13 protein-coding genes are annotated in these 21,508 nt (G+C 57.5%); 7 read left to right on the top strand and 6 right to left on the bottom strand.

Annotation, left to right across the window (positions count from 1 at the left end; genetic code table 11):
* Positions 1-2,168: 2,168 nt before the first annotated feature.
* Positions 2,169-2,426: a hypothetical protein gene (locus BLW03_RS04775; protein ID WP_074652588.1), complete on the top strand. Its 258-nt coding sequence runs from the start codon at positions 2,169-2,171 to the stop codon at positions 2,424-2,426.
* A 1,963-nt stretch (positions 2,427-4,389) separates the two neighbouring features.
* Here BLW03_RS04775 and BLW03_RS20565 read toward each other — a convergent pair.
* The gene (locus tag BLW03_RS20565; protein WP_170834967.1) at positions 4,390-4,548 is read right to left on the bottom strand and encodes a hypothetical protein; all 159 of its coding nucleotides are present in this window, start codon (positions 4,546-4,548) and stop codon (positions 4,390-4,392) included.
* Here BLW03_RS20565 and BLW03_RS20560 point away from each other — a divergent pair.
* From BLW03_RS20560 to BLW03_RS04735, 6 genes are all read left to right on the top strand, one after another.
* Complete coding sequence (locus BLW03_RS20560) at positions 4,547-4,693, top strand: hypothetical protein (RefSeq protein ID WP_170834966.1); 147 nt, start codon at positions 4,547-4,549, stop codon at positions 4,691-4,693. The genes BLW03_RS20565 and BLW03_RS20560 overlap by 2 nt on opposite strands.
* 313 nt (positions 4,694-5,006) lie before the next feature.
* Positions 5,007-5,594, top strand: coding sequence for a hypothetical protein (locus BLW03_RS21185; protein ID WP_074652584.1), 588 nt, complete (start codon positions 5,007-5,009; stop codon positions 5,592-5,594).
* A gap of 415 nt (positions 5,595-6,009) precedes the next feature.
* Positions 6,010-6,768, top strand: a complete 759-nt coding sequence (locus BLW03_RS04750) for a cupin-like domain-containing protein (RefSeq protein WP_244501964.1) — start codon at positions 6,010-6,012, stop codon at positions 6,766-6,768.
* Between the two features lie 774 nt (positions 6,769-7,542).
* Positions 7,543-8,709, top strand: a complete 1,167-nt coding sequence (locus BLW03_RS04745; RefSeq protein ID WP_074652582.1) for a PepSY-associated TM helix domain-containing protein — start codon at positions 7,543-7,545, stop codon at positions 8,707-8,709.
* Between the two features lie 108 nt (positions 8,710-8,817).
* Complete coding sequence (locus BLW03_RS04740; protein ID WP_083350331.1) at positions 8,818-11,208, top strand: TonB-dependent receptor; 2,391 nt, start codon at positions 8,818-8,820, stop codon at positions 11,206-11,208.
* 28 nt (positions 11,209-11,236) lie between these two features.
* Complete coding sequence (locus BLW03_RS04735) at positions 11,237-12,265, top strand: PstS family phosphate ABC transporter substrate-binding protein (RefSeq protein WP_074652580.1); 1,029 nt, start codon at positions 11,237-11,239, stop codon at positions 12,263-12,265.
* Between the two features lie 263 nt (positions 12,266-12,528).
* On the opposite strand, the gene BLW03_RS04730 is transcribed toward BLW03_RS04735, so the two are convergent.
* The 5 genes from BLW03_RS04730 to BLW03_RS04710 all read right to left on the bottom strand — a co-directional run bounded on the left by BLW03_RS04730 (position 12,529) and on the right by BLW03_RS04710 (position 21,503).
* On the bottom strand, positions 12,529-13,977 hold the full coding sequence (locus tag BLW03_RS04730) for a DUF6438 domain-containing protein (protein ID WP_244502189.1): 1,449 nt from the start codon (positions 13,975-13,977) through the stop codon (positions 12,529-12,531).
* Between the two features lie 736 nt (positions 13,978-14,713).
* Complete coding sequence (locus BLW03_RS04725; RefSeq protein ID WP_139285098.1) at positions 14,714-16,702, bottom strand: hypothetical protein; 1,989 nt, start codon at positions 16,700-16,702, stop codon at positions 14,714-14,716.
* A 5-nt stretch (positions 16,703-16,707) separates the two neighbouring features.
* Positions 16,708-19,131, bottom strand: a complete 2,424-nt coding sequence (locus tag BLW03_RS04720; protein WP_170834964.1) for an nSTAND1 domain-containing NTPase — start codon at positions 19,129-19,131, stop codon at positions 16,708-16,710.
* 5 nt (positions 19,132-19,136) lie between these two features.
* Positions 19,137-20,633 (bottom strand): TIR domain-containing protein, encoded by a 1,497-nt coding sequence (locus BLW03_RS04715; protein WP_074652576.1) that lies wholly within the window; start codon positions 20,631-20,633, stop codon positions 19,137-19,139.
* A 93-nt stretch (positions 20,634-20,726) separates the two neighbouring features.
* On the bottom strand, positions 20,727-21,503 hold the full coding sequence (locus BLW03_RS04710; protein WP_139285097.1) for a hypothetical protein: 777 nt from the start codon (positions 21,501-21,503) through the stop codon (positions 20,727-20,729).
* Between the last annotated feature and the right edge of the window lie 5 nt (positions 21,504-21,508).

Here is a 21,508-nt window from a genome sequence, read left to right as displayed (position 1 = left end):
CGGCCCCTTGAACAGGTCCCACCGAATGTATGGAGCATCGACTCAACCGACTCAGCAACCTGCAGATGTGTTGTGCCATCCATCTATCCGGTGACGGCTGGCCCTTTTATCCAGGAACGCTGGGAGCGTGTGGGCAGCACATAACCTGCGACCAGCCGCCGCCTCCAGCCTGCTTTCCGTGACCTCTATGCCTGCGCCACCAATCATGGCCCCCTTGGCAGGCCTAGCCGTGGAAAATGCCGGAGGGCCCGGCGTGGAAACGAGATTAAGCTCGATGGTCACTGTGCTCAGGCTATCCGGGGCAGCGGTGGCGTGCTGCTCTTTTCTCGCACCGGCAAGCTCTCGCAGAACACGCTCACGGTCAACTTCCGCTCTAAAGCTGCTGCTACCGCTCGGTACTTCTGTTGACGGCGAATGTGCGCGCTGGATGCTGCCGGCCGTCCCAGCTCCCACTCATGTAGATCCGCAAGAGCCGCTACTTGCGACTTGTCTCCTACGCGTTTGACCCCTTGCACCTCGACAGCAAAAGCATGCTGGCCAAGCCCCTCTCCGAACGCCAGCGGCTGTCTGAGACATGGCTGCGGATGCATAGCTCTTACGCATGTGCACGGCTGACATGGGTTATGGAACGAGTGTCCGCTGATCCTATGCCCTCCAACCCTGTTTCGTTTCGCGCCTACACTCAAAGGAGTGGAAAAGACTGGATCTGTCTGCGGTGTTCGATCGATCGCAGACAGCCGCACACAATGAGGTAGAAGCAAAGGCCGCCGAATACACGACGCACATCCACCAGCAGCCGGAACGTGGAGCTAAAAATCGGGTCGCCCTCCCCAGAGCGACCCAAGGCTCTAACCAATCGTTTTCTAAGCACTGCAGACACGTCCGCAGCTTTTGATTGGCGCGAATCTCGTTCTGCAGTACACAACGACTGGCGATATTTTAGTAGTTCGGCACGGATGGCTATGTAGCCTTTAGGCGACTGCGATCATGAGTCTCGACCCCAAAATGGGCCGACTCAATTCAAAATCGACCAGTCAAACTCATTAAGTACGCAATACTAGCGCCTGGATGCGAAGGTATCGGTCTTTTAGGGAGCTCGGCGGTGCAATATTGTAGGCCTGGGCCGGCTTCTCACTTATGAGCAGGCAATCCTCATTCCGACCGTTGTAAGTGGAAGTGAGGCTCCTCTCGCGGAACTTCAGTGCTGCATTGGCGGGATGGAATCCTGCTTTGTTCTGTCTATCGAATCCGACGGAGAACTGAGCCTTGTCATCTACTCGGTAGAAGGAGTACTCAGCGACGGCCAGCGATTGGTCCTGCGCCACCCGACGCCTACCGCGATCGGTCTGATTATCAGAGCGCTGCAGATACGGAAGCGCTGGAGCCAGAGATGATCGAGGCAATCAACCACCTCAAGGGTGCATTCGCCTGTACATCGACATAGGTGACGGGGCTGCGGTGAGATTCCTTCACGCTTTTGAACGCCCATGGTCCAAGCGACCGATCCGGTCAGGCGGCTTTCACAGACCCACATCATGGGGGCTATAGCCTCGCCTCCTCTCCGCCTAGGCTTTGGTCATGGAAGGCGAACGTGCGTCTACGACCTGCCAACGCCAGTGAGGGAAGGTCTGTTTGCAGGTGCCAGGGCAGCGTTCCGCCGCCGTACCCATGGCGCGAGCGCCTTCGCGGCAAGTGCAAGGCCGCGGTGACCTACAACGACTACGCTCGCTTCCAGCGTGAGGGTCTGGTCTGGCGCGTCACACCCACTGAACCGCGCGGCGAATCTCACATGCGAGACCTGACGTTCGCGAGCCGGGACACGGTCGAGGCCTTGGCAGAGCGTGGTGGCGCCATGTTAGACCTCACAGCCAGGCAAGCCCTCGACCAAGGAAGTCGCAATCGGGCCGCGGCTTCCGGATGGTGCTGGATAAGTTACACTTTGCCAAAGTGTCACTGGGGCCACAGCTGTAAGGTCGAGCATCTTCGCCGTACCTGCGTGAAGCTCTGCTGCAAAGCCGTGGTGACGGACGGCGACCACCTGTGCCACGCCAGCTTCAAAGGCCTGCGCATCGGCAAAATTGCGGAAGCGATCACAAAGGAAGAAGCCTCAGTACTAAGGGCCCAACAGCGTGCTGACGCAGTCCCGCCAGTGTTAGATTGAAGTCTCTATGGCGAAGAGACTTCTGATGGTTCCGGATCGCCACAATGGCGTGCGTTGCAAGCTCACCTTTTTCCCCGCAGAACCTCATGCTCTGAAGTCGTACGATCCGCCGCGGAATATCAGCAGCGGCGAACTGGTGACGATCTTGAACCGAGTTGGCAGGATGGATCTGGCCGACAGATTTCTCATGGACCTCATCTCCGGGAAGAATGCCGAAGCAGAGCTCAGTGACCACGAAGCTGCACACCTTTTCGATTCGCTGTAAATGGCCGTAAGGCTCTTCGTTCAGAGAAGAAAGAGGCTTCCTCGCAGCTGATCACCAATGCGGACCATGCGGTCCTGGAAGACACTCTTGCGGATTTGCCCTGTCCCTAGGGACGAGACAGAGAACAACACCGCTGAGCGCTGCTCCAAAGAAGCGGCGCAGTCAAAGTTTTCGGAACCACTTTCGTTAGATCATTGGTTCTGGCTCAAGACTCACCGGGCAACTTTAGTGAGCCATGCTCCGTCCCAGCTTCAATATTTCTCGCATCGAGGTCCATATGCCTTCTGTTGGTCATCTTGAATCGGACGAGGGAATGTCGAGGCACTATACGGATCTCGCCCACCGACTCCGTCATGACCAGGAAATGACGAGCCGTGCTGCCAGGGCTGCTCTCGATCAGGATACGAAACTTCATCTCTATCTCTTGTGTCAGAGTCTCCACCTTGCCGCATCTGAAGCGGAACAGCGTTCGGGCTTATCCCGCCAGCCAATCCTCAGCCCGTCCGCTGTCACTGAGGGATCTCTGAATGACGCCGCCGCTACCAGATGACTTGCCGGCTTCGAGACATCGAACCTGACGGATGGTTATCGACCGGCGCTTCAACAGTGACCGAGGTAAGGGAAGTGACCTGGGGGAACAGCGACAGGCGAAGAACGTCGACTTCTCTGCCGGTGAGGCTTGTACCCGAGGAGCAGGCATTAAATTACTTGCCAATCCGCTTCTCCGCCGTAAAGAGCGCGCCGTCACGCCATGTGCTGATGACCAGGGTGAGCGCGAAAGCCGGTGAGTATCCTCCCTTGGCCCAGGTCAAGGTGAGCGGCACGCCTAAGTGGCTACAGATCTCCATCCCAGATGTATGGAGACTTGGTACGGCTGCCTAATCGACCGCATCGGTACTCTTCCTTCATCTGCGTGATATGCGTTCAATGTTCTCGGTGGTGAGGTCCCAACGCTTGACGTAGGTCTTTGTGAAATAAACTATTGGCCTATCCTTCCCTGGAGAGATGTGTAAGAAGACACCGCGAGCCGCTAGCCTCCCCTCCGGGGGATGTTTCGCAGCCTTGATCTCACCCCGTTTATCTAGCCAAATGCAGTCAAAGCCTGCCAAGGCTCTCGCCTCTTCCAGCAATCGATGAACCAGCAACTGCACCTCTTGCGTGCCAGCCATGCTTCCCAACTCCGTGTCCACGTAGCACTCCTGAATAGGTATTGTCAGAGACCACGAAAGTCCGTCTCATGAACCGCGGTCGAGACGAGAGACCCATAAAGACGTGCACTGACCCCGGCATCTCAGTCCTCGATTACACGATTAGGGCTGTTCGACACGAGCGGCCGCGCTTGTCACGAGAAGATCGTTCACTGAATAAAGCGCGAGAGTAATCGGAAGCCCAGAACTGCCCGCACATTCGTGAGCCGCGGCCCTCGCACGAGAGTTAACCTTCGCGACGATTCATCCTGCAAAGCAGGCAAGTGTTAGTGTGGTAGACCAATGCCCGCCACTCTGCGGAATATTCGAACGGACTGCCGTACTCTCCGATACGTAGAGCCCACTCCCGGCGGAGGCCTTCCCCTGCGGGGCAAAGAACACTGAAATCGTCATCCATGACAGGTTCGATGCACTTACGCCGCCAATCGCCGGTTCAGCGCAAGGCATCTGGCAACCGGTCTACCAACCAGCAGCGATTCTGCTTTGTCACAGCACCGCGGTGCGAAGACTTCGTCATCTGAGCGCGCCAAGATCGTCCGCGTTAAATCGTAATGTGCAGGGACGCCGAGGATCGATTCAATGATACAGAGGCGCCTGTCGAACACCAGCCTGATGTGTAGGCTGACCAAACAAGGAAGGGAAGCAGCTTCTATGACTTACGGATTGGCGTAGGTGCGCTTACAAGTTCCAAATGTAGATGCGTTCAGTAGATCTGGGTTGTTTTCTGATAGTGAGCGGTGTAGCTGCATGCGCGCTTACGAGTGATATGGAGAAGCGGTACTGACGAAGTCTTCGCAGAGTGACTTCACTGAGATCAAGTTCAGCCAGTTGGCCACGGAGAAAGCTTCCAATCCGAAGGTGAAGGCCTGCGCCAGCAGATGGTGACGTACCATCAAAAGCTTGAAAGTGGACATGAAGCCTTTTGCGGAGCAGGCAGGCGTGACACCTGTGACCAAGCTGGATTCGGAATACCAGCAGAAGTTTGACGTCTTGAGCAAAATGGGCGAATGGACTTCGACAGGACTTATACGACGGGAACCGCGCAGGATCATCACATAGCCCTGGATCTCTTCAAGAAGGAAGAGAGAGTCCGCGACAGGTGACCTCAAAGCAGCTGTCACGAAGGGCGAAAAGGTCGTGGTTATGCTTCCTTACAAGCGGCATGTTGACCATGTGTCTTTCCCTGCGTGCTTCACCGCTGCCTTCTTGAAGTTCTACTTTTCCGACCTAGCGCCGACGCTAGCTTGACGGTTCGGAGGAGGAGCTTTCCTCCCTGTCTTCAGCCGCTCTGCGTCCTGCGCTAACCCACCTCAGCGGGCCGTTCCCGCCCGCAACGCCCACCCTGGGAGATCCCGTGCGCTAACGCGCACGTATGTGGAAGCCAAACCTCGCTAAGGGGCTCTGCCCCGATCGCGCGGCGCAAGGGGTCTCCCGCAGTCTTCCGCGCTGCGCTTGTGCAGACCTTCGCTTCGCTCGTCCTTTCCACTCCATCTTCGCCTCCGTTCCAAGGGATGGCGATGCGTCCGCCGTAGCTCATCCCCATGGCGGGGGCAATCTTCGGGTTGTAGACAATCTGGATGCCCTGGCTTCTCAGGAAGGCCGCGAGACGATCGATGCTCTCGCCGGGGTCTCCGGAAACTTCGCGCAGCGCTTCCTTGAGGAAGTCGCCAGTCACTTCGCAGGGGACGACGAGAACCACAGACAGGCCGAGCAGGAGATCGTTCTCTCCGCACTTGGCACAACAGCAGACATAAAGCTAACCAGCTTCGCGCTGCGCCTCGCGTTGACGGACCATCTCAGCCTTCCGCGCGACACCGACCCCGACTTGCTGACGGAAGCCGAGGTCATCTTCGTTCCGCCCCAGGCCAGTCCAAAGAAAGCCAGCAAGCCCAAAGCCGCTCCAACTCTCGTCAAACCTGCCGAGAAAAAGACAAGTGCGAAGAAACAGAGGGCCGCCTAATTGCTTCACTCCGGCCCCGGTTCGTCCGGGGCCGTTTTTCTCTGGAACGCTCGCAAAAAGCGCGGGAGAACCCCTTCGGTTTCTCCCGACCCTCATCCCGCTGGGTACCGGCCCCGCTCGCCGGCTGCGCGGCAAAGAGTCAAGTTCCTCCTCTTTGCATTCTTTCCCTTGATTTCCTGCGGCGCTTTCGAATGAAGCGAGGCACCCTCATGAAGACTAATCCTGACTCAGTGAGTGCATCGGCCTGTTCTCGCTAGAAGAGCTTCCCTGCGCCAGCAATCGTTAACACAAGCCGACTTCTAGGGACTTTAGGCCGGGCTGGAGTCGTCCAGGATCTATTCTCAAAATGTGTCGGAGTCGATTGATGGATAGTCCTGTTGTTTGGTTTCCCCAGATATGTGAGGCGACCTGTGAGATGCCTCGCCTCGCCGCCCTGGACGTTCTTGATTCTCTGAGTGACGAGGCATTTTCGAAAGAGTATGCAGCGCGCTCCGTGCCTTTTCTACTGCGGCTGGGCGCGTTAAAGTTCTCTGAAGCGGAGATCTTAGGTCTGCTGCAAGAGGCCTACGGCGATCAGACCGTGACCGTCCGTTTCGGCAATATGGCAGATCCAGGTAGCTATCTGAATCGCCGCGAAGAAGGGATGCCCCTAAGAAATTTCATTGGGGAACACTTCATGCAGGTAAACGATGCCGGGACGGCCTATGCCGCCGGCACCGTGATCCCCGTCGAGATGGCGCGCGATCTCGGGGTACCTTTTCCGATGTTCTACCCTGAATATTTTCTCAATGAGCCACGGATGTGGATGGGTAAGAGGGGAACGGTGACCGCCCTGCACAAGGACATCCCGGACAACTTCTCGTTTGCCTACTTCGGTGCCAAAGAATGGCTCCTCTATCCGCCAGCCGATTTTCCTTATCTCTACATGATTCATCCGCAACCGAATGCACTTCCAGACTTCGGGGTCAGCATGGTTAACGCAAAGTCTCCGGATGCGACGCGCTTCCCGGAGTTCTCGAAGGCTAAATCGATCTCCATCACGCAGCGTGCGGGCGATCTGCTCTATGTGCCTGCGGGGTGGAGTCATTTCGTGGAGAATCACGAAGACTCTCTGATGATCAATTTCTGGCTAAGACGCGGAAGATCCCCTGCGGTGTTAGGCAGGGACCGATGACAGGAGTTCACTCCAGTCTCCTGTCCCTCTCTCTTCCCATGTGCCAGGGCTAAATCTTATTTCTCGGGAAATCCACTTTCTTCATTGGCGGTCGCTGGCGATAAGCCGACATAGCGGTACTAAGCCGGGTCGATCAGTGCATTGGCGATAGGTCGACAATCCAGAAACACTTGTACGGGCAGGGCGTTTGGCAAGACCTGAGCCCAATCCCAATGACGGATCTCAGAGCAGATTCTGGAGGCGAACGTCATAATTTCGGCATTTGCGGGTAAAGCGCTGTTCCTATAGGCATCCAGAACAAGGTTCGTTGGGGTCGTCTCTTGGCCTCGCACCAGCGATAGTGAGAAGGCGATCCCCCGCAGGCCGCGACTGTGTGGACCTGAAAGGACGCCGTCGGCACAACCGCCGAGCCCACGATGTGCCCACGATTCTGGGATTAGATTTGGTGGCGGGGATGACCTAAGGACGATTTAGCGCGCCTCTGAGGAGCTATGGATGGTTTTCAATGACGATTTGGTCAGAGGTAATTCTCTTTTGTACTGGAACTGACCACAACGCGGACCGGATTCGTCCTATATGATGGGGACACAACAAAAGCCTCCCCCGGTTGTCTTTTTGGCGAAGCCCCGGAAGGAGGCTGAGATCGACAACCTCAAAGAAGGCTGACGAGTTGCTCCACTATAGATCATGTGGTGCGCGGTCGGCTATGGATGCCATAATGCGCCCTAGTAGTCCCATTGTTATCTGTCTTTTCGCAAAGCAAAGTGGTGCAGCGTGACCGCTCGCCGCGTTCTGTTTTGGCTGCACCTGACCACTGGAATAATCGTGGGTTCCGTGGTGGCTTTTCTTGCTGTAACGGGCTGCATCCTGGCCTTTCAGCCGCAGATCATTGGCTGGTCGGAGCACAGGCTGAGGACGTCTACGGCACAAACGCAGACATGCACTGCTCCATCCGAGATACTGACGACGACGGCCGGCCTTGGCTATGGTCAGCCGCTTTCCTGGACGTCCTATGCGAATCCGCATCGACCGGACGAGATCGCTTTCCCCAAGGGACGGCTTCTTCTGGTGGACGCATGCAGCGGGCGTTTGCTGGATACGAACGCGGGACGGTTGCGCGGGTTCTTTGATGAAGTGCATGATCTCCATCGCTATGTCGCGTTGGTAGGAACGCGTAACGAGGGACTGCGGTCGATCAAGAATGCGTGTGTTCTTGCTTTTGTCTTCCTGTTGCTGAGCGGCCTGATCCTGTGGCTGCCCCGGCAGTGGACATGGAAGCATACCCGCGTGGGCCTGGTGCCCAAGTGGAAGGGATTCGGCCGTGCGTCGGAATGGAGTCTGCACACCGTTGCCGGGTTCTGGCTGTTCCTGCCCCTTGTGACGATCTCGCTGACCGGGCTGATCATGGCCTATGCATGGGCCAACGGCCTGCTGTATCGCGCGGCGGGAGATACGCTGCCTTCAGTACGAGCGGAGCGTGAACTGAAGACAAGCGAAGTTCTGCCCGTCTCGCGCTACAAGGAACTCGATCCACTGATTGCAAAAGCGGCGATGCAAGACCCCTCGTGGACGAGCCTGACGTTGCGTGTCCCCCTGGCGAAGGGCAAGGACATTGCCTTCTCCATCGATGAGGGCGAGGGCGGCGATCCTCGCACCAAATCGCAACTTACGCTGGCACGCAAGTCTGCAGAAGTCCTGAAATGGGCGCACTACCAGGACAATACGCGGGGACGCAGATGGAGGCTTCTTGCCCACTTCATCCACACGGGCGAGCTGTTCGGTCTTACAGGCCAGATGGTTGCGTTTTTTACTGCGCTTGGAGCCTTGCTACTTGTCGTTACAGGATTTTCGCTTTCCATCCGCCGTTGGCTGGCATGGCGAAGCCGTAAGAGACGTGCCGTGAGAACGGCACACAGAGCGCCGGACGCAGTAGCGGTCTAACAGACTTTCTCTATCAAGAAGCCACGCAACGGTTGTCTTTTGGCGAAGCGCCGGGTGTGTGAGTGAGATCGACAACAACCCCTCCCGCAAAGGAGGAGAAGGAACACCATGCGAACATTTCGATCAAGGGCCATGGGGATGGCCCTGGCTGCCAGTGCTCTGGCCGCGACGCACGCTACTGCGCAAACCGCATCGTCTTCTGTGGTTTGCGGTGGGGCAATGACGCCCGTGGAACTTGCCGTCACCGATGCGCAGGGAGCCTCAATCTCCGGTGCCCACATCGCGATGACCTGCGGCTCCGTGGTCAAGAGCGCAACCACCAACGAGAGTGGTGTTGTTGTGGTGGAAGTGCCCGCGGGATCGTATGTGATGCATACCGAAGCAGAGGGATTTCAGGCGCAGGAGAAGACGATCCACGTCTTGGCTTCAGTGGCTGCGTCGCACTTCGATGTTGCCATGGCGGTGCGATCCAACGCAGAGACGGTGACAGTGTCCACCTCGAATGGTTCCCTCGTTGCCGCCAGCGACATCGGCACGCGTACAGAGACCTTGCTGCGGGACGTACCGCAGTCCTTGCAGATTGTCTCGCGACAGGTCCTGGATCAGCAGCAGGCACGCAGTATGAACGACGTGCTTCGCAATGTTGCCGGTGTGGTCATCCCTTGGACGTCGGGCGGGCGCTACGAGAGCATCACGATTCGTGGCTTTACGACAATGAACCAGTTCAAGGACGGCTTCCGTAATGATCCCAGCTCAAACCGTGCGCCGTTGGAGTTGAGCAACGTCGAGCGTGTGGAAGTGCTCAAGGGACCGTCATCGATGGTGTTCGGCCGACTTGATCCGAGTGGCGTGGTGAATGTTGTTACTCGTGCTCCAAGTCCTAATCGTGCCTTCAATGCCAGCTATACCAGTGGCAGCTTCCGTTATAACCAGCTCAACCTGGATTTCACCGGCGCTTTCAATAAGACCCAGTCGTTGCTCTATCGCTTTACGGTGTCCGGGTTGGATACGAAGAGCTTCCGCAACTATGCGTTCACCCAGAAGGCGTTCATCGCCCCAGTGTTGACGTGGGTTGTGAATCCGACGATGTCTGTGCGTTTCTATAGCGAGTTCCTGATTCAGAATTCGGTGAACGACCAGGGCCTCATCGCAGTCGGAACCCGCCCAGCGAACGTACCGATCAGCACTTACCTGAACGACCCCAAGCTGATTGCTCCCGATCGCCAGGGGAAGGTGGGCATCAGTGTCGACAAGACGATCGGCAGCCATTGGGTTCTTCGCAGTTACGAGCGCAGTTCCGTCGGCGTCTCGATCTACAACTCGCGTGTCGCGCAATCGCTGTCGACCAAGGACAACCGCACGATCACGCTGAACGACTCGACCTCAGAGCAGAACTTCCAGACGCACTACTGGGTCAACGAGGCTGTTGGACGGATTCGCACTGGTCCGATCGGGCATACGATTCTTGGCGGGTTTGAGCTTGACCGTGAGATCAACCCGAACTATGCGAAGGCCAGGCCGGCAGCACTTGGTGCGGTCACCCTGGATCTTTACAACCCGAACTATGCGGCGCTGCCGACACGTGTTCTGGGCCCGGACATTTCGAACAACGCCGATGGCTCCTATGGCGGCTTCTATCTTCAGGACCAGATTGAGCTGCGGAAGAATCTGAAGCTCACGCTGGGAACGCGGTATGACATCGCCAAGACGATCACGGATACCTACTTCAGCGCCCGCGGGGCGTATGTTCCCCATGTGTCCGGCCGCAACACGGCATGGTCGCCTCGTACGGGCATCGTGTATCAACCGATCGAACGCATCTCGCTGTATGCGACCTATGCGAAGTCATTCCAGCCCCAGATCGGTACGACTTTCGACAGCACTCCTTACAAGCCCACGCGAGGCGAGTTGATGGAGACGGGGATCCGCTTCACGAATCCTTCGCAGCGATACGTTTCCACCATCTCCGCTTTTCAGATCAAGCAGACCAACGTTCTTACCGCAGACCCGGTCCATACCGGTTACTCCATTGCCGTGGGAGAGCAGCGCAGCAAAGGCATCGAGTCGGACAACACGTTCCAACTGACGCGTGACTGGAACATCATTGCCGGGTACGCCTACAACATTCCGCAGGTCACGCAGGACAACACGATTCGCGTTGGCAATCTTCTCGCGGGTGCACCGCGACACACAGGGAACTTCTGGACGCACTACACCATGTCGAACGGTGGGTTGAAGGGGCTCGGTGTTGGCGCTGGCGTGTTTGGCTCCGGCCGCCGCTACGGTGACGCAAACAACACGTACCTGACACCGGGGTATGCGCGTGTGGATACCAACCTCTCGTACTCTCGCACGCTGCATGATGCGAGCCGCCTCAACGTCAACTTCAACGTGCAGAACGTGGGCGATCGCCGCTACTTCGAAGGCGGCAGCACGCGCGTGCGCGTTGCTCCGGGCGCACCCCGCACCATCATCGGCTCCATCACCTGGACGCGCTAGACAGCGCCTGCCTGAAAGGGAAGTAATTATGTTCCGTTCTTTATTTCGAGTTCTTGCCGTGTGCGGCCTGTCGAGTGTCGCAGTCGCCCAAAGTGGCATCCCGGCCTACACGCCGACGCCGGTGACGGTGCCGAATACTGCGTCCTATCTCACCCGCGATGGGAAGATCCAGATCGTGGGCAATGACGGATGGGAAGACATGATGGCAAAGTTTGATGCACTCTTCATCCAGACACACCCTGGTTTCAAACGTGAGTTGCTTCCCGTGATGAAGGGCAGCTCGGTTGCAATCCCTGCCTTGCAGACGGGCGTCTCCGCGATGGCGCCCATGGCACGTGCCATGTGGGAAGACGATCGTTTCGCCTTTAATCGGTTGCGCGGTTATGACCCCGTTGATATTCACATTGGCTATGCAGCCTTCGGCCCGCGCGACGGACGTAAGAGCCCTCCGGGCATCTATGTGAATGCAAAAAATCCGATTGGCGGACTCACGATCGAACAGGTGCGTCAGATTCTTACGGAAGGCGCGAAAGGTGGATCGATCACACGTTGGTCACAGCTTGGGTTGAAGGGACCGTGGGCCAAGCGTGCCATCCACATCTACGGCCTGGATGAAGGAAGCGGCGGCACACTGGCGTTCCGTTCGCAGTTTCTGGAAGACCGGACGTTTGCGCGAACCTACGAGGCGCTTCCAAAGGCAGCAGATATCGGAGAAGCCATTGCGGACGATCCCTACGGAATCGCGCTGATGGGTTTCTTCGATGCATCAAAGCTGCCTTCGGTTCGTCCGCTGCCGGTGGCAACAACACCAGGCACACCGTTCTTACTGCCGACTTACGAGAATGTCTCCAACGAAAATGTGGCATTCCCGGCCTATTTGCACGTTTATATCGACCGCGAACCAGGCAAGCCGTTGGACCCCTTTGTGAAGGAATACATTCGTATGCTTCTCTCCGAAAGCGGACAGGCCATCATCGCATCGCAGAGGGATACCGACGAAGGCTACGTCCCTCTCAGTCCCGACAAGATTGGCACGGAACTGAGCAAGCTCGACTGACCGCTTGCGTGAAATGAACATGGGTGATGAGCGTGCATGTAGTCGGGCGGACTGGCGACGCGGAAGCGTAGCACTTGATGACCTACTGTCGATGAGTGCATTGGCCTGTTGGCAACAAATGAGAACGCCTCGGGCGGATCGATTCCCAGAAGCCGACATCCTGAACTCGCACGCAGCGATCAGCCCATGCTGCGTCGCCGCACTCGCCTGATAGGCGAGACGCGGAGATTGACGTCCGAGTCTCAAGGGCTTTCACAGAGTTTTTAGGAAGGTTTCGCCTGGAACTCCGCGTAAATGGGGGCCCATTCTTGGGCAGATCGATGGGGATTCTGCATCGCATTTTGACCAGCCCTATTCCGAATCTGCAGGTTTGCTCCGTGCCGGACTAGGATTCGGAATATGTCAGGGTCATAGGTAGAAAAGGTAGGCGTATTCCCGTCCACGTCTTGCGCATCCACGTTCGCACCAGCCTCTACCAATTCCTTGGCGAAGGATGCGCCACGTGCGAAATGCAACGCGGTGCGTCCGCGATCGTCGGTTGCGCCCACGTCCGCTCCGGCCTGTAAAAGGAGGTGCGCGCATTCTGCCAAATTGTTCAGGTTTTCGGGATTGGCAGAATACGCAAGATCAACCAGAAACTTGCCTCGACGTACTCGTAGAGGATCCTTCCACTCTTTCGTCACCAAAACGAGCTGCACAACTTCGGGATTTGCACTCTTGACTGCGCTGGTGAGCAGGTCGGTGCTGTCGTTGATCCAGTAAGCGGACGCATCGGTGTGTCGCTTCAGTTCCCCGAAGCTCACTGTCGGATCAGCTCCATACGCAAGCAGCAGTCTCGCTGACTCGGCTTGGCCAGCCCGAACGGATGCGACAAAGGCTAGGTTTTTTTCCAACTCATTTTGTGAACTCACGCGGGAGGCGATCATCACCTTCAGAACATCAGGGTGACGGACAGCGGTGGTTAAGAGACCGTCATAGCCGCTCCAACTTTCACCCCAGGTCTGAATCTGTTGTAGTGGCTTTGCCAAGGTGTCGCGGGCGACGCCTGCCGCTAAAAGCTCACGAACGCTGGAGGCATCGCCGTTGGAAGCTGCGCTGCGTAGCAAGCTCTGTGCTGCATAGGTTTTGAAGTCGTAGCCCTCCGCCTGAAGCAGCATCGCCAGGCCGCTTGCCGCTTTCACCCAACGGTCAGACCCTGCCAGATGGTCGACTTCGAACTCCGCGTCACGCACAAAGTCAGGCATCCCGGCATCTGTGCCGACGTAATCGACTACCTTCTTGGTCTTCCCGTCGATGGATAGTGTGATCGTCTGTGCGGGATTGTCGGTCCAGTTCCCGTGATAGCTGTCCTTGAGGCCGAACCAGCCGGCATCGAGCATGTGCTTTGCGACTGCACGCAAAGCGTCCTGCTCCAAGGGGGCATGGTGTGTGCCGTCCTCAGCACTCCACCTCCCTCCTTCAAAGGTCACGCCAGTGTTGCTGAGTATGACAGTGTATTCGGGGCACGAGCCGTAACAGACCGTGCGTTGGAGCGAGAGGATGATCTGGCTGTCCGGCTTCAGCCCTGGCTCTGGAACGGCGCTTGGCGGAACCTCCGGTGGCACAATCGAAATGCTGCTCTGTATAAGAGCAATCACAGGTTCTCCACTACGAAGAAAAGGTCGATACGTCCAACCGTAGACAACGGCTTGCGCCGCAGGCCAAGCTTGCATCTGCTCTGGATTGCCATGGGGCTCTGCCCCAATAACGGTGCCTTGCGGAGAGACGGTAAGCGTAAGGCGAAGGGGAATCGCCATCCAGCGGCCGCTTGTTGGGAAATGCACCCACGTATGCTGTGGCTGAATCGCGTGATCCCGCACTTCGCTCCCCGGGATGATCACAGGAGAACTCGACTGCGATTGAGCGGTCCCCAGAGCAACTAGCCAAAGGAACACCGTTAGAGCGGCAGGTCTCATGTTTCGCCTCGTAAGAAGAAGACGTGATGACCTCAATGATGTCAACACGGCAACTTTCGGTCAGATACTTAATTTCTGCCACCGATCACGGCTCGGCGCCAATCGCAGCAGTCTAGAACTCTTTAAGGCTGACGCCGGACAAACGCGCTAATCTTCAGTTCTCGCTAAATCGCCTTTGCGCTCGTCGATTCCAAACCTCGTTCTCGGTGACGGTCCGCAGGGCATAGATTGTTGGGCATGTTGCGGCCGTAGAGCGGAAAAGACGCCTGCGGCTTGGAAGCGATTCTTGCGAAGTTCTTGATGACTCACTAGATCTTGAGCTCTCCAAACCGGGCCATATGATCTGGATAGAAGTGGGCCAGATAAGTAGAAAGACGACACACTTCTGCCACATATCGCTTCTCTGAGCTCGGTAGTTCTCCATGCCTCTCAGGCACACCCGAAAAGGCGTCGTGCTTTGGAGGATGCTCAAAGAAGAATAGAGACTGCGAGATCAGCTGGGCTCGGGCATCGTTCGTGTGATGTAAACGAATCGCCAGTCATCCAGATCTGCCACCAACGCGGTCTCGAGGAGTGAGAAGAGTTCCAGCAGACTCTCGAAGCGCGGCAGGTGCGCGTTGTTTGAAGTCTCTTCATTCTGGATCGCAAGAATGAATGCGCGCAGCTGCTCGCATACCTGGCGAAGCTGACCGCTCGTCTGTTCGGATCGGCGGCCAAAGCGCTCGAAGTCACCCTGGAACCGCAACGCGGCGACCGTCGCACCGAGAGTCGGCAGCGCTGCGCTTGCCGCGGCCATACCAAGAATGAGCCGCTGGTGGCATTCGACATCGCCGAGTCTCTCCGGCAACAGGTGGAAAAGAATCAGGAGCACCAGCAGCATAAGCGAATTGACGATGGCCAGGGTAAGCGAGCCGCGCCCGATGCTCTCGAGGCGATGATGAATAGAACGCAGGACCAAATTGTTTTTGGTGTGATACCGTTCCTGATCTTCCGCAATGCCGTGCAACGCAGCTTCCGCAATTTGGGCAAGCACGTTTGGCGTAAGGTTGAGTGATGGCAGACCGGCTTCCGCCATGTAAGCGTTGCTGAGCCACGCACTCCAGTGATGCTTCCCGTCGCGGGCCAACCTGCGTCCTCCTCCGCCGATCATCATGGGAGCCCAGGCAGCGCGGAGCAGTTCGGCAACCTCGCGTGTCTGAAGCCAGCGCTCATGCAGCCCCTTATCGCGGCCATGGTGGTACAGATACAGCGCTGCAAAGAGAACGGTGAGTTCAGTCCCAACGAACCAGGGCTTGTACTCGTGCAGGACGATACCCGCGAGACCGAACGCTACTGCGAAAAAGGAGAGTGCGAGCACCAGGATATAGGCTGAACGATAGACATGCCCCAGCCCTGTAGCGATTGCGTCGGCCGAGGACCAGGCAATGCCGAAGTGCAGTTGCTCCTCTGACGATTTGGTACCGGGAAAGCCCTTCCAGTCGGCGGATAGGGAACGCCGGACGTAGTCACTGGGCATCCTCCAACTATCGCGAGCATCTGTCCACCAGCCCACCGGGCCGCGGATGCGGCGCACATTCTGTAGATTGGCGCGCCGTCCAGCGGGTGCCGCGAGAAGGAAGTTATAAAAACTCCAATTCAGCCGAAGGGTACGCTCATCCTCCAGCAGATACTCCTGCAGAGTGTAATGCGGAGTCGTCTCAGCTTCCTCTGCGCCAGACTCGACGTCGACAGGGGGCGGGCAGAGGGCATCCCGCAGGAGCTTCTCTAGAACGGAGTCCGCGAATGTGACGGCATTGCTGGCTACCCACTGGAATGCGTCACCCCGGATGGTCCCCACCGGAATGATGGAGCAGATACCGTCAGGGTGAATCCAGACAACAGGGACTCCATGCCGGATCGCATGGAGCACCACGTCACCTGTGCCGCCCACACCTTCGCTGGGCAGGCCGTTCCAGACGGCAAGCAGGACGTCCGACTGGTGCACAACCAACTTGCCGACTGTTTCGTAACGCCGGTTCTGGCGAGATTGTGCTATGGAGTCCTTGGTGTCTCCCGGAAGCGGCAGAAAGTCCGCGAGCTGCAGGCACTTGTCTGCGCCCTTGCAGAGGGTTCGCATCGTCTCCGCGTCCGCGGGGTCATCCATGGTCTCTGCATAAGCATTGATCGGAAATGGGAGGATTACTTCAAACTGGCGTGCACGGTCGTCGCGAATCGGCAGACTGCGGAAGACATGCGCCGCAATCTGATCTGCCCCCGCAGCGAGGGCAGAAATGAGGGTCAGTCGTGGCGGGTGAGCCAGGTCGTAGGCTGTGCCTTCGATCGAAGGCAGGAGTTCGTCTGCCACGGACATGACGCGGAAGAGGGCTTGCTCAATCGCGGCGACATCCATAGGACGTCTGGCGGTAGGGCGATGGCCCGTGATGCCCATGCGTAGGACAAGGCGCGGACGGGGAGGACGGTATGTGCACGCTGGGGTGTCCATGCCCATCAAGCTGCGACCTCGTCGGCGTAGCGCCTCCTGCGACGCAAGACGGTTGTCCCCATGATGCGGTCTGCCAAGCTACGCTTGCGGCGGAAGACGACGATGAAGAGGTAAGAGAGTGAGCCGAGCAGAAAAGAGTAAAGGAGGAAGCGAGCCGTCACCGGATGGCTCTTGTTCTCGCGCAAGACAATGGCAGCGAGCAGCACACCACTGAAGACCGAAAGAAGAACTGTCTTGGTGACGGTTCTTCCAAGAGCCCTCCAGAAGCCGCAACGACGATAATCTTTGCGGACGACGGCGAGACCGCAGAGAACATCACCCAAAGTACCGCGTGCCGGACCGATGATGCATAGCACTGGATAGAGCCAACAAGTGCAACAAAAACCGATCGTCGCAATGATCACGATGTTGGATGAAGCGTTCGAGCTGACGTGAGCAACGGCCGCAACGACGCTGGTAGTCATGACGCAGAAGCCGCCAAGGACAGTAAGGAAGACTGAGTCCATCAAGTCGGAGATAAAGCGCAACCAGAATCCAGCGGGTCGGACTGGCTCAGCAGTGGTACAGGTCTGCAGCGGGAGAGTCAGCGGTTGGCTGGCATTGGATCCCTCAAATTGGCTGGCTATCAGGCGTCTGTGGAGCATGCGCGGCGTGAACAGACGTCGGGCGGCATTCTTGCAGATCGCATCGACGAGAAGGAAGCTGCCAAAACAAACGACCGTGACAACGAAGAAGAGTAAAAGCGCATTCAAGATCGCAGCAGGTCCCGGATCGATGTTGAGAGATTGCCGCAACTTCTCAGAGATGTACGAGATGAAAGACAGAACCCTGTGGTGATGGAGCAGATTTGCCGGGTCCTGGTTAAGGGCTTCCTCGATGGATTTGAACGTGAGAAAGACGCGATAAAGTGCGAGCAGATAAAGCACCGCCATAAGAGACGCCAGAACGGTTGAGACGGTCTGCCAACGATGCTGGAAATCCCTCTGCACTTCAGCGGCATCCCGTTCTTCTTTGCTCAGACGGAGAAACTGCATGGCCGATTCAAAGCCGGGACAGTAGAGTCGGGCCCATGCAGCGTTAGGCTGTTGCTGGTCATACCAGTCCAGCGAAGCTTGGAGCCCTGGATCGCCGAGCAGGGCTTCGCGATGCGCCTTGTGGAGTGCCGCAGACTCTACAAGACGGCGATAGATGGCAGCGGACCGTGACTCATCCTCGGCCCAGTCCTTCAATCGCAGCCAGACGCGCATCAGAATTTCGTGCGTGATGTCGATGACAGTGTCCTGACGTACGGCCTGCATGGGAGGAGGCATGAGGAAGGAGTAATGCGCGCTTCGCATGAGATCGACGACCCGCAGTACCTCAGCCTCCGCGCTACCGCAGACGGCACAGAGTGTGCGCAAAGGCATGGGACGCCGGATACCACGTGAATCGGTGCCGGTGTCGGTGAGTGCACGGAAGATCCGAGCACAAAGCTTTTGTTGGATCTCGCTCAGATCCTTAAACGCTTCCTCCGCGTGGCGATCGAGCGCACCCGCCATGGTCCCTACAGCTTCGTAATGCTCCAGCAGCAACGGTCCGGACGTGCCTCCCGAGGCTCGCCAACGCTCCCATGTGCGATGCACTGCGTGCTGCAGCAGAGAAAGTTGGTCGGGGTTGCCTCCAACGTCGTTCACGAGCCGCGTCAGGAGAACAGGACTGATCTCCGCGCCAAAGACCTCGATAGGACCCTGAATGGCGTCACGTCGTTCATCACGGGTCATACGCGGCACCAGATACTGGCCCTCGTTGATGGCCTCAGGAAGGCCTTCGAACTGAGAGCACTCACCAAGGAAGTCCGAACGCATGGTGATCACGACATAGACAGGCAGTTCGCGCTGAGCATGCGCTTCGATCAGCAGCTTGACGAAGGCCGATGTCTCCTGCGTCACGCCGAAGGTATCGGCGGATCGATTCGCGGCAGCGCCGTAACGAAAGATCTCCTCGAACTGGTCCACGACGAGCAGCAGGCTGGTACCTGTGGGAAAGTGAGACTCCTCGTAGAGGTGGAGGAGACCAAGGCTGCTCATCTGGAGTGTTGCTTCGGTCATGTCCACGAGTGAGGGGCAGCCGGGTTGCAGTTCTTCCTCGGTGAGGGGAAGGCTCTCGGCCCATGCCTCCGCCAACGAGGTGAGCGGCGACGCGCCCGGGCGGAACTGAACCATGTGCCACGTTTCAGCTGCTACAGCCATGAGGCCTCGATTGAGGGCAGGCTTGAGACCGCAACTGACAAGCGATGATTTGCCGCTTCCAGAGGTGCCCACGACCGCCAGAAATCGCGTCGCGGCGAGTTTGTCGATCATGCGATCGACCTGGCTCTCGCGGCCGAAGAACAGATACTCTTCTCCCTCACGGAAGGGGCGTAGACCTGGAAAGGGATTTCCTGAACTCACGGTTTTCATCGGGCGCCGGCCTGAATTGCTCTATGCAACGGTGCGAGCGCCTCGGGCGTGAGTCCGTTGAGGGCGTCGATGATATTAGTTTCCACGTCCGCGATCATGAGCTTGGTTTCCGTCGACGGAGCCGCGAGATAGGTGAAGACAGGCACACCGCCCTGTAGCTGGCCGAGCCCGAGTACCTTTCGGATTTCATTGCGCACGGACAGCTTCCAGGCCTCAGTTCCGCTGCCGTAGAAGATAACGATAGCGGCGCATTGCTGCATGAGTGCCTGGTTGGCGGCGCGCATCTCTTCCGCCGACCCTTCAAAGGCGGGCAATTCCGTTTCGTAGCCCAACGCGCGTAACTGCTGCAGCAGCTCCTTTAGGTTGCGCCGGTCGCCTACGGTGCATGGCACATAGATCAGACGATTGACGGCGCCCGGAACCGGAACGGGTGGCGGCTCCGGTGTATTCTGGAGTTTTGACAATGCCGCCGTGATGGATGTTTTGATGGTTTCGGGGTTATCGTCGGTTATCAGGTCGGCGCCAAACTGGGTCTCAGGGTCGGTCTCGAGCAAGGTGACAAATTCGTTATGTGCGGTACTGCGGGAACGCGCGCTCTCCGGCATCCAGATGATTCGAGGCAGCGTCTGTTCGCGGCAGATCCTGATCGCCAGCTCGTTCTGTAGAACGATGATGGACTTCTGGCTGGGACCGTCAGGAACGGCGCCGTAGTTCGCTCCGACCAGGTGGATGGCAAGCTGGCTCTGACGCAGGCACTGTTCCACCTGGAGTAGGAACGTGGATTCATCCCGCGCGAGCGGGGACTCAGGCAGAATGCGGTAGCCGCGCGCCTTTAGCTCTGCATCGAGTGCCTCACGGACATCGCGCTGATCGTAGCTGCACTCAGCAAGGTAGACAGTCGGGACAGGTGCTTCAATTGCGTCCTGAGCAGGGCTCAGGACGCCGCGTTCCATCTCGCGAAGCGTCTTCGATAACTCCCATGCAAGCTTATTGAGCTTTGCATAGTACTTTTCCTTGTATTGCTTGCCGAAGAGGGGGTCCAACTCAACGGGAGTTTCGTCGTCTGAGATCTCATAGAAATCGTAGCCGAGCATCTGTCGCATGATCGCGGGCAGCGTCTGGTCAGAGAAGGGTGGCGACTTTACGACCTTGATAAGGCGAAAGCGATCGCTAATAGTAAGTCCCTCCTGTCGCTCCGCGATCTCGCAGAATTCCTTCAGCTCTCGCTGACACCACTCCGATTCGAGATAACGGGGGCTGACGATGGAGAGCAGAAGGGCACTGTGCGCGAACTGAGCGACAATACGGCTCTCAAAGCGATCCGTCCCGTTCAGCTTGGGATCGCGCCAGATCGTTGCCTTGCGTCCCAGCTTGCGGGTGAGCATACCCCAAAGGTCTTTGTGGAACTGCGATACCCAGCCGTCTTGTTCAACGCTGAGCGGAATATCGTCGATGTGGGCATAACTAATAAAAAGATGGTTATCGAAGCTCATGGGGGGTCGTGAGGCAACAGATTCAGTGTGTGGAACATACTAGCGCGCTGTCTTGAACGCTGAAAAGGATTAATCCGCCGGCAGAAGCACTCTCTATTCCGCATACACCTCGATGCCATTGCCTTGAATGGAAAACTGGTAGCGCTGAGACGATGCGCAGTCAGGGTTTGCGGCCGCGGTTTTGTGGTTGAGTTCGTATGTTTTGAGCTGAAGTCCTTCTGCAAAATCTGCATCATAGCGGACGAAGAAAGGGGGCGAAGTAGCGCTGTTCCAGTAGTAGATATGGCTACCTGCTGCGGGCAGGCTATCAGACGCCCAATCCTGATCGCCCCAGCGATAGAGAAGGGGAACCGGGTTACCTGTTCGATTCTCGATGCAGACCGCCTGGCTCACTGTGGACGGCGAGGGCGTCGCGGGAAGTTGATTCTGAACGGGAGGAGTCTTCACCGCTGCGGAGCTGGGCTGAGACTCAGCGTAGCGCTGGGAAAGCTGGACAACGGCCTGACCGACGGCGGTGCTGGTCGCAAACGGAGCCATCAGGAAGTGGTTGTCGTTGAGCACGACGATATCGGCGATGCCGTTTCTACGGATCTTGATCCGGAGCAAAATCCAGAGATCGCTATTGTCGAAGCCGCTGCGACCGTCGAGCAAAATCTTGACGTCGAAGCCTCCCTGTACAGGTTCGATCCCCCTGAGCCCGAAATCAGAGTAGGTCGCTGTGGGCCATGCAAGGTTGTATATGAACTTAGCGCTCTGCTGGAAAAACTGAGTTACCGAGTTCTGATTCTGCGGCTGCTGGCCGCGTGCTCTCAGGCCGGCCGGAAGAGCCAGAAGAGCGAGCAACGCTAGCAAGAGGCGCAATTGCTTCATGGGCT

The organism is Terriglobus roseus, assembly GCF_900105625.1.
Classification (GTDB): domain Bacteria; phylum Acidobacteriota; class Terriglobia; order Terriglobales; family Acidobacteriaceae; genus Terriglobus; species Terriglobus roseus_B.
Note: the sequence above shows the minus strand (reverse complement) of the source record. Positions and strands in the feature narration are given on the sequence as shown.

What these genes read in the sequence shown, in the direction of transcription:
- BLW03_RS04775 (WP_074652588.1), top strand. Translation starts at nt 2,169, where the DNA reads ATGGCGAAGAGACTTCTGATGGTTCCGGATCGCCACAATGGCGTGCGT.
- BLW03_RS20560 (WP_170834966.1), top strand. Translation starts at nt 4,547, where the DNA reads ATGAAGCCTTTTGCGGAGCAGGCAGGCGTGACACCTGTGACCAAGCTG.
- BLW03_RS20565 (WP_170834967.1), bottom strand. Translation starts at nt 4,548, where the DNA reads ATGTCCACTTTCAAGCTTTTGATGGTACGTCACCATCTGCTGGCGCAG.
- BLW03_RS21185 (WP_074652584.1), top strand. Translation starts at nt 5,007, where the DNA reads ATGTGGAAGCCAAACCTCGCTAAGGGGCTCTGCCCCGATCGCGCGGCG.
- BLW03_RS04750 (WP_244501964.1), top strand. Translation starts at nt 6,010, where the DNA reads ATGCCTCGCCTCGCCGCCCTGGACGTTCTTGATTCTCTGAGTGACGAG.
- BLW03_RS04740 (WP_083350331.1), top strand. Translation starts at nt 8,818, where the DNA reads ATGCGAACATTTCGATCAAGGGCCATGGGGATGGCCCTGGCTGCCAGT.
- BLW03_RS04735 (WP_074652580.1), top strand. Translation starts at nt 11,237, where the DNA reads ATGTTCCGTTCTTTATTTCGAGTTCTTGCCGTGTGCGGCCTGTCGAGT.
- BLW03_RS04730 (WP_244502189.1), bottom strand. Translation starts at nt 13,977, where the DNA reads ATGCAAGCTTGGCCTGCGGCGCAAGCCGTTGTCTACGGTTGGACGTAT.
- BLW03_RS04725 (WP_139285098.1), bottom strand. Translation starts at nt 16,702, where the DNA reads ATGGACACCCCAGCGTGCACATACCGTCCTCCCCGTCCGCGCCTTGTC.
- BLW03_RS04715 (WP_074652576.1), bottom strand. Translation starts at nt 20,633, where the DNA reads ATGAGCTTCGATAACCATCTTTTTATTAGTTATGCCCACATCGACGAT.
- BLW03_RS04710 (WP_139285097.1), bottom strand. Translation starts at nt 21,503, where the DNA reads ATGAAGCAATTGCGCCTCTTGCTAGCGTTGCTCGCTCTTCTGGCTCTT.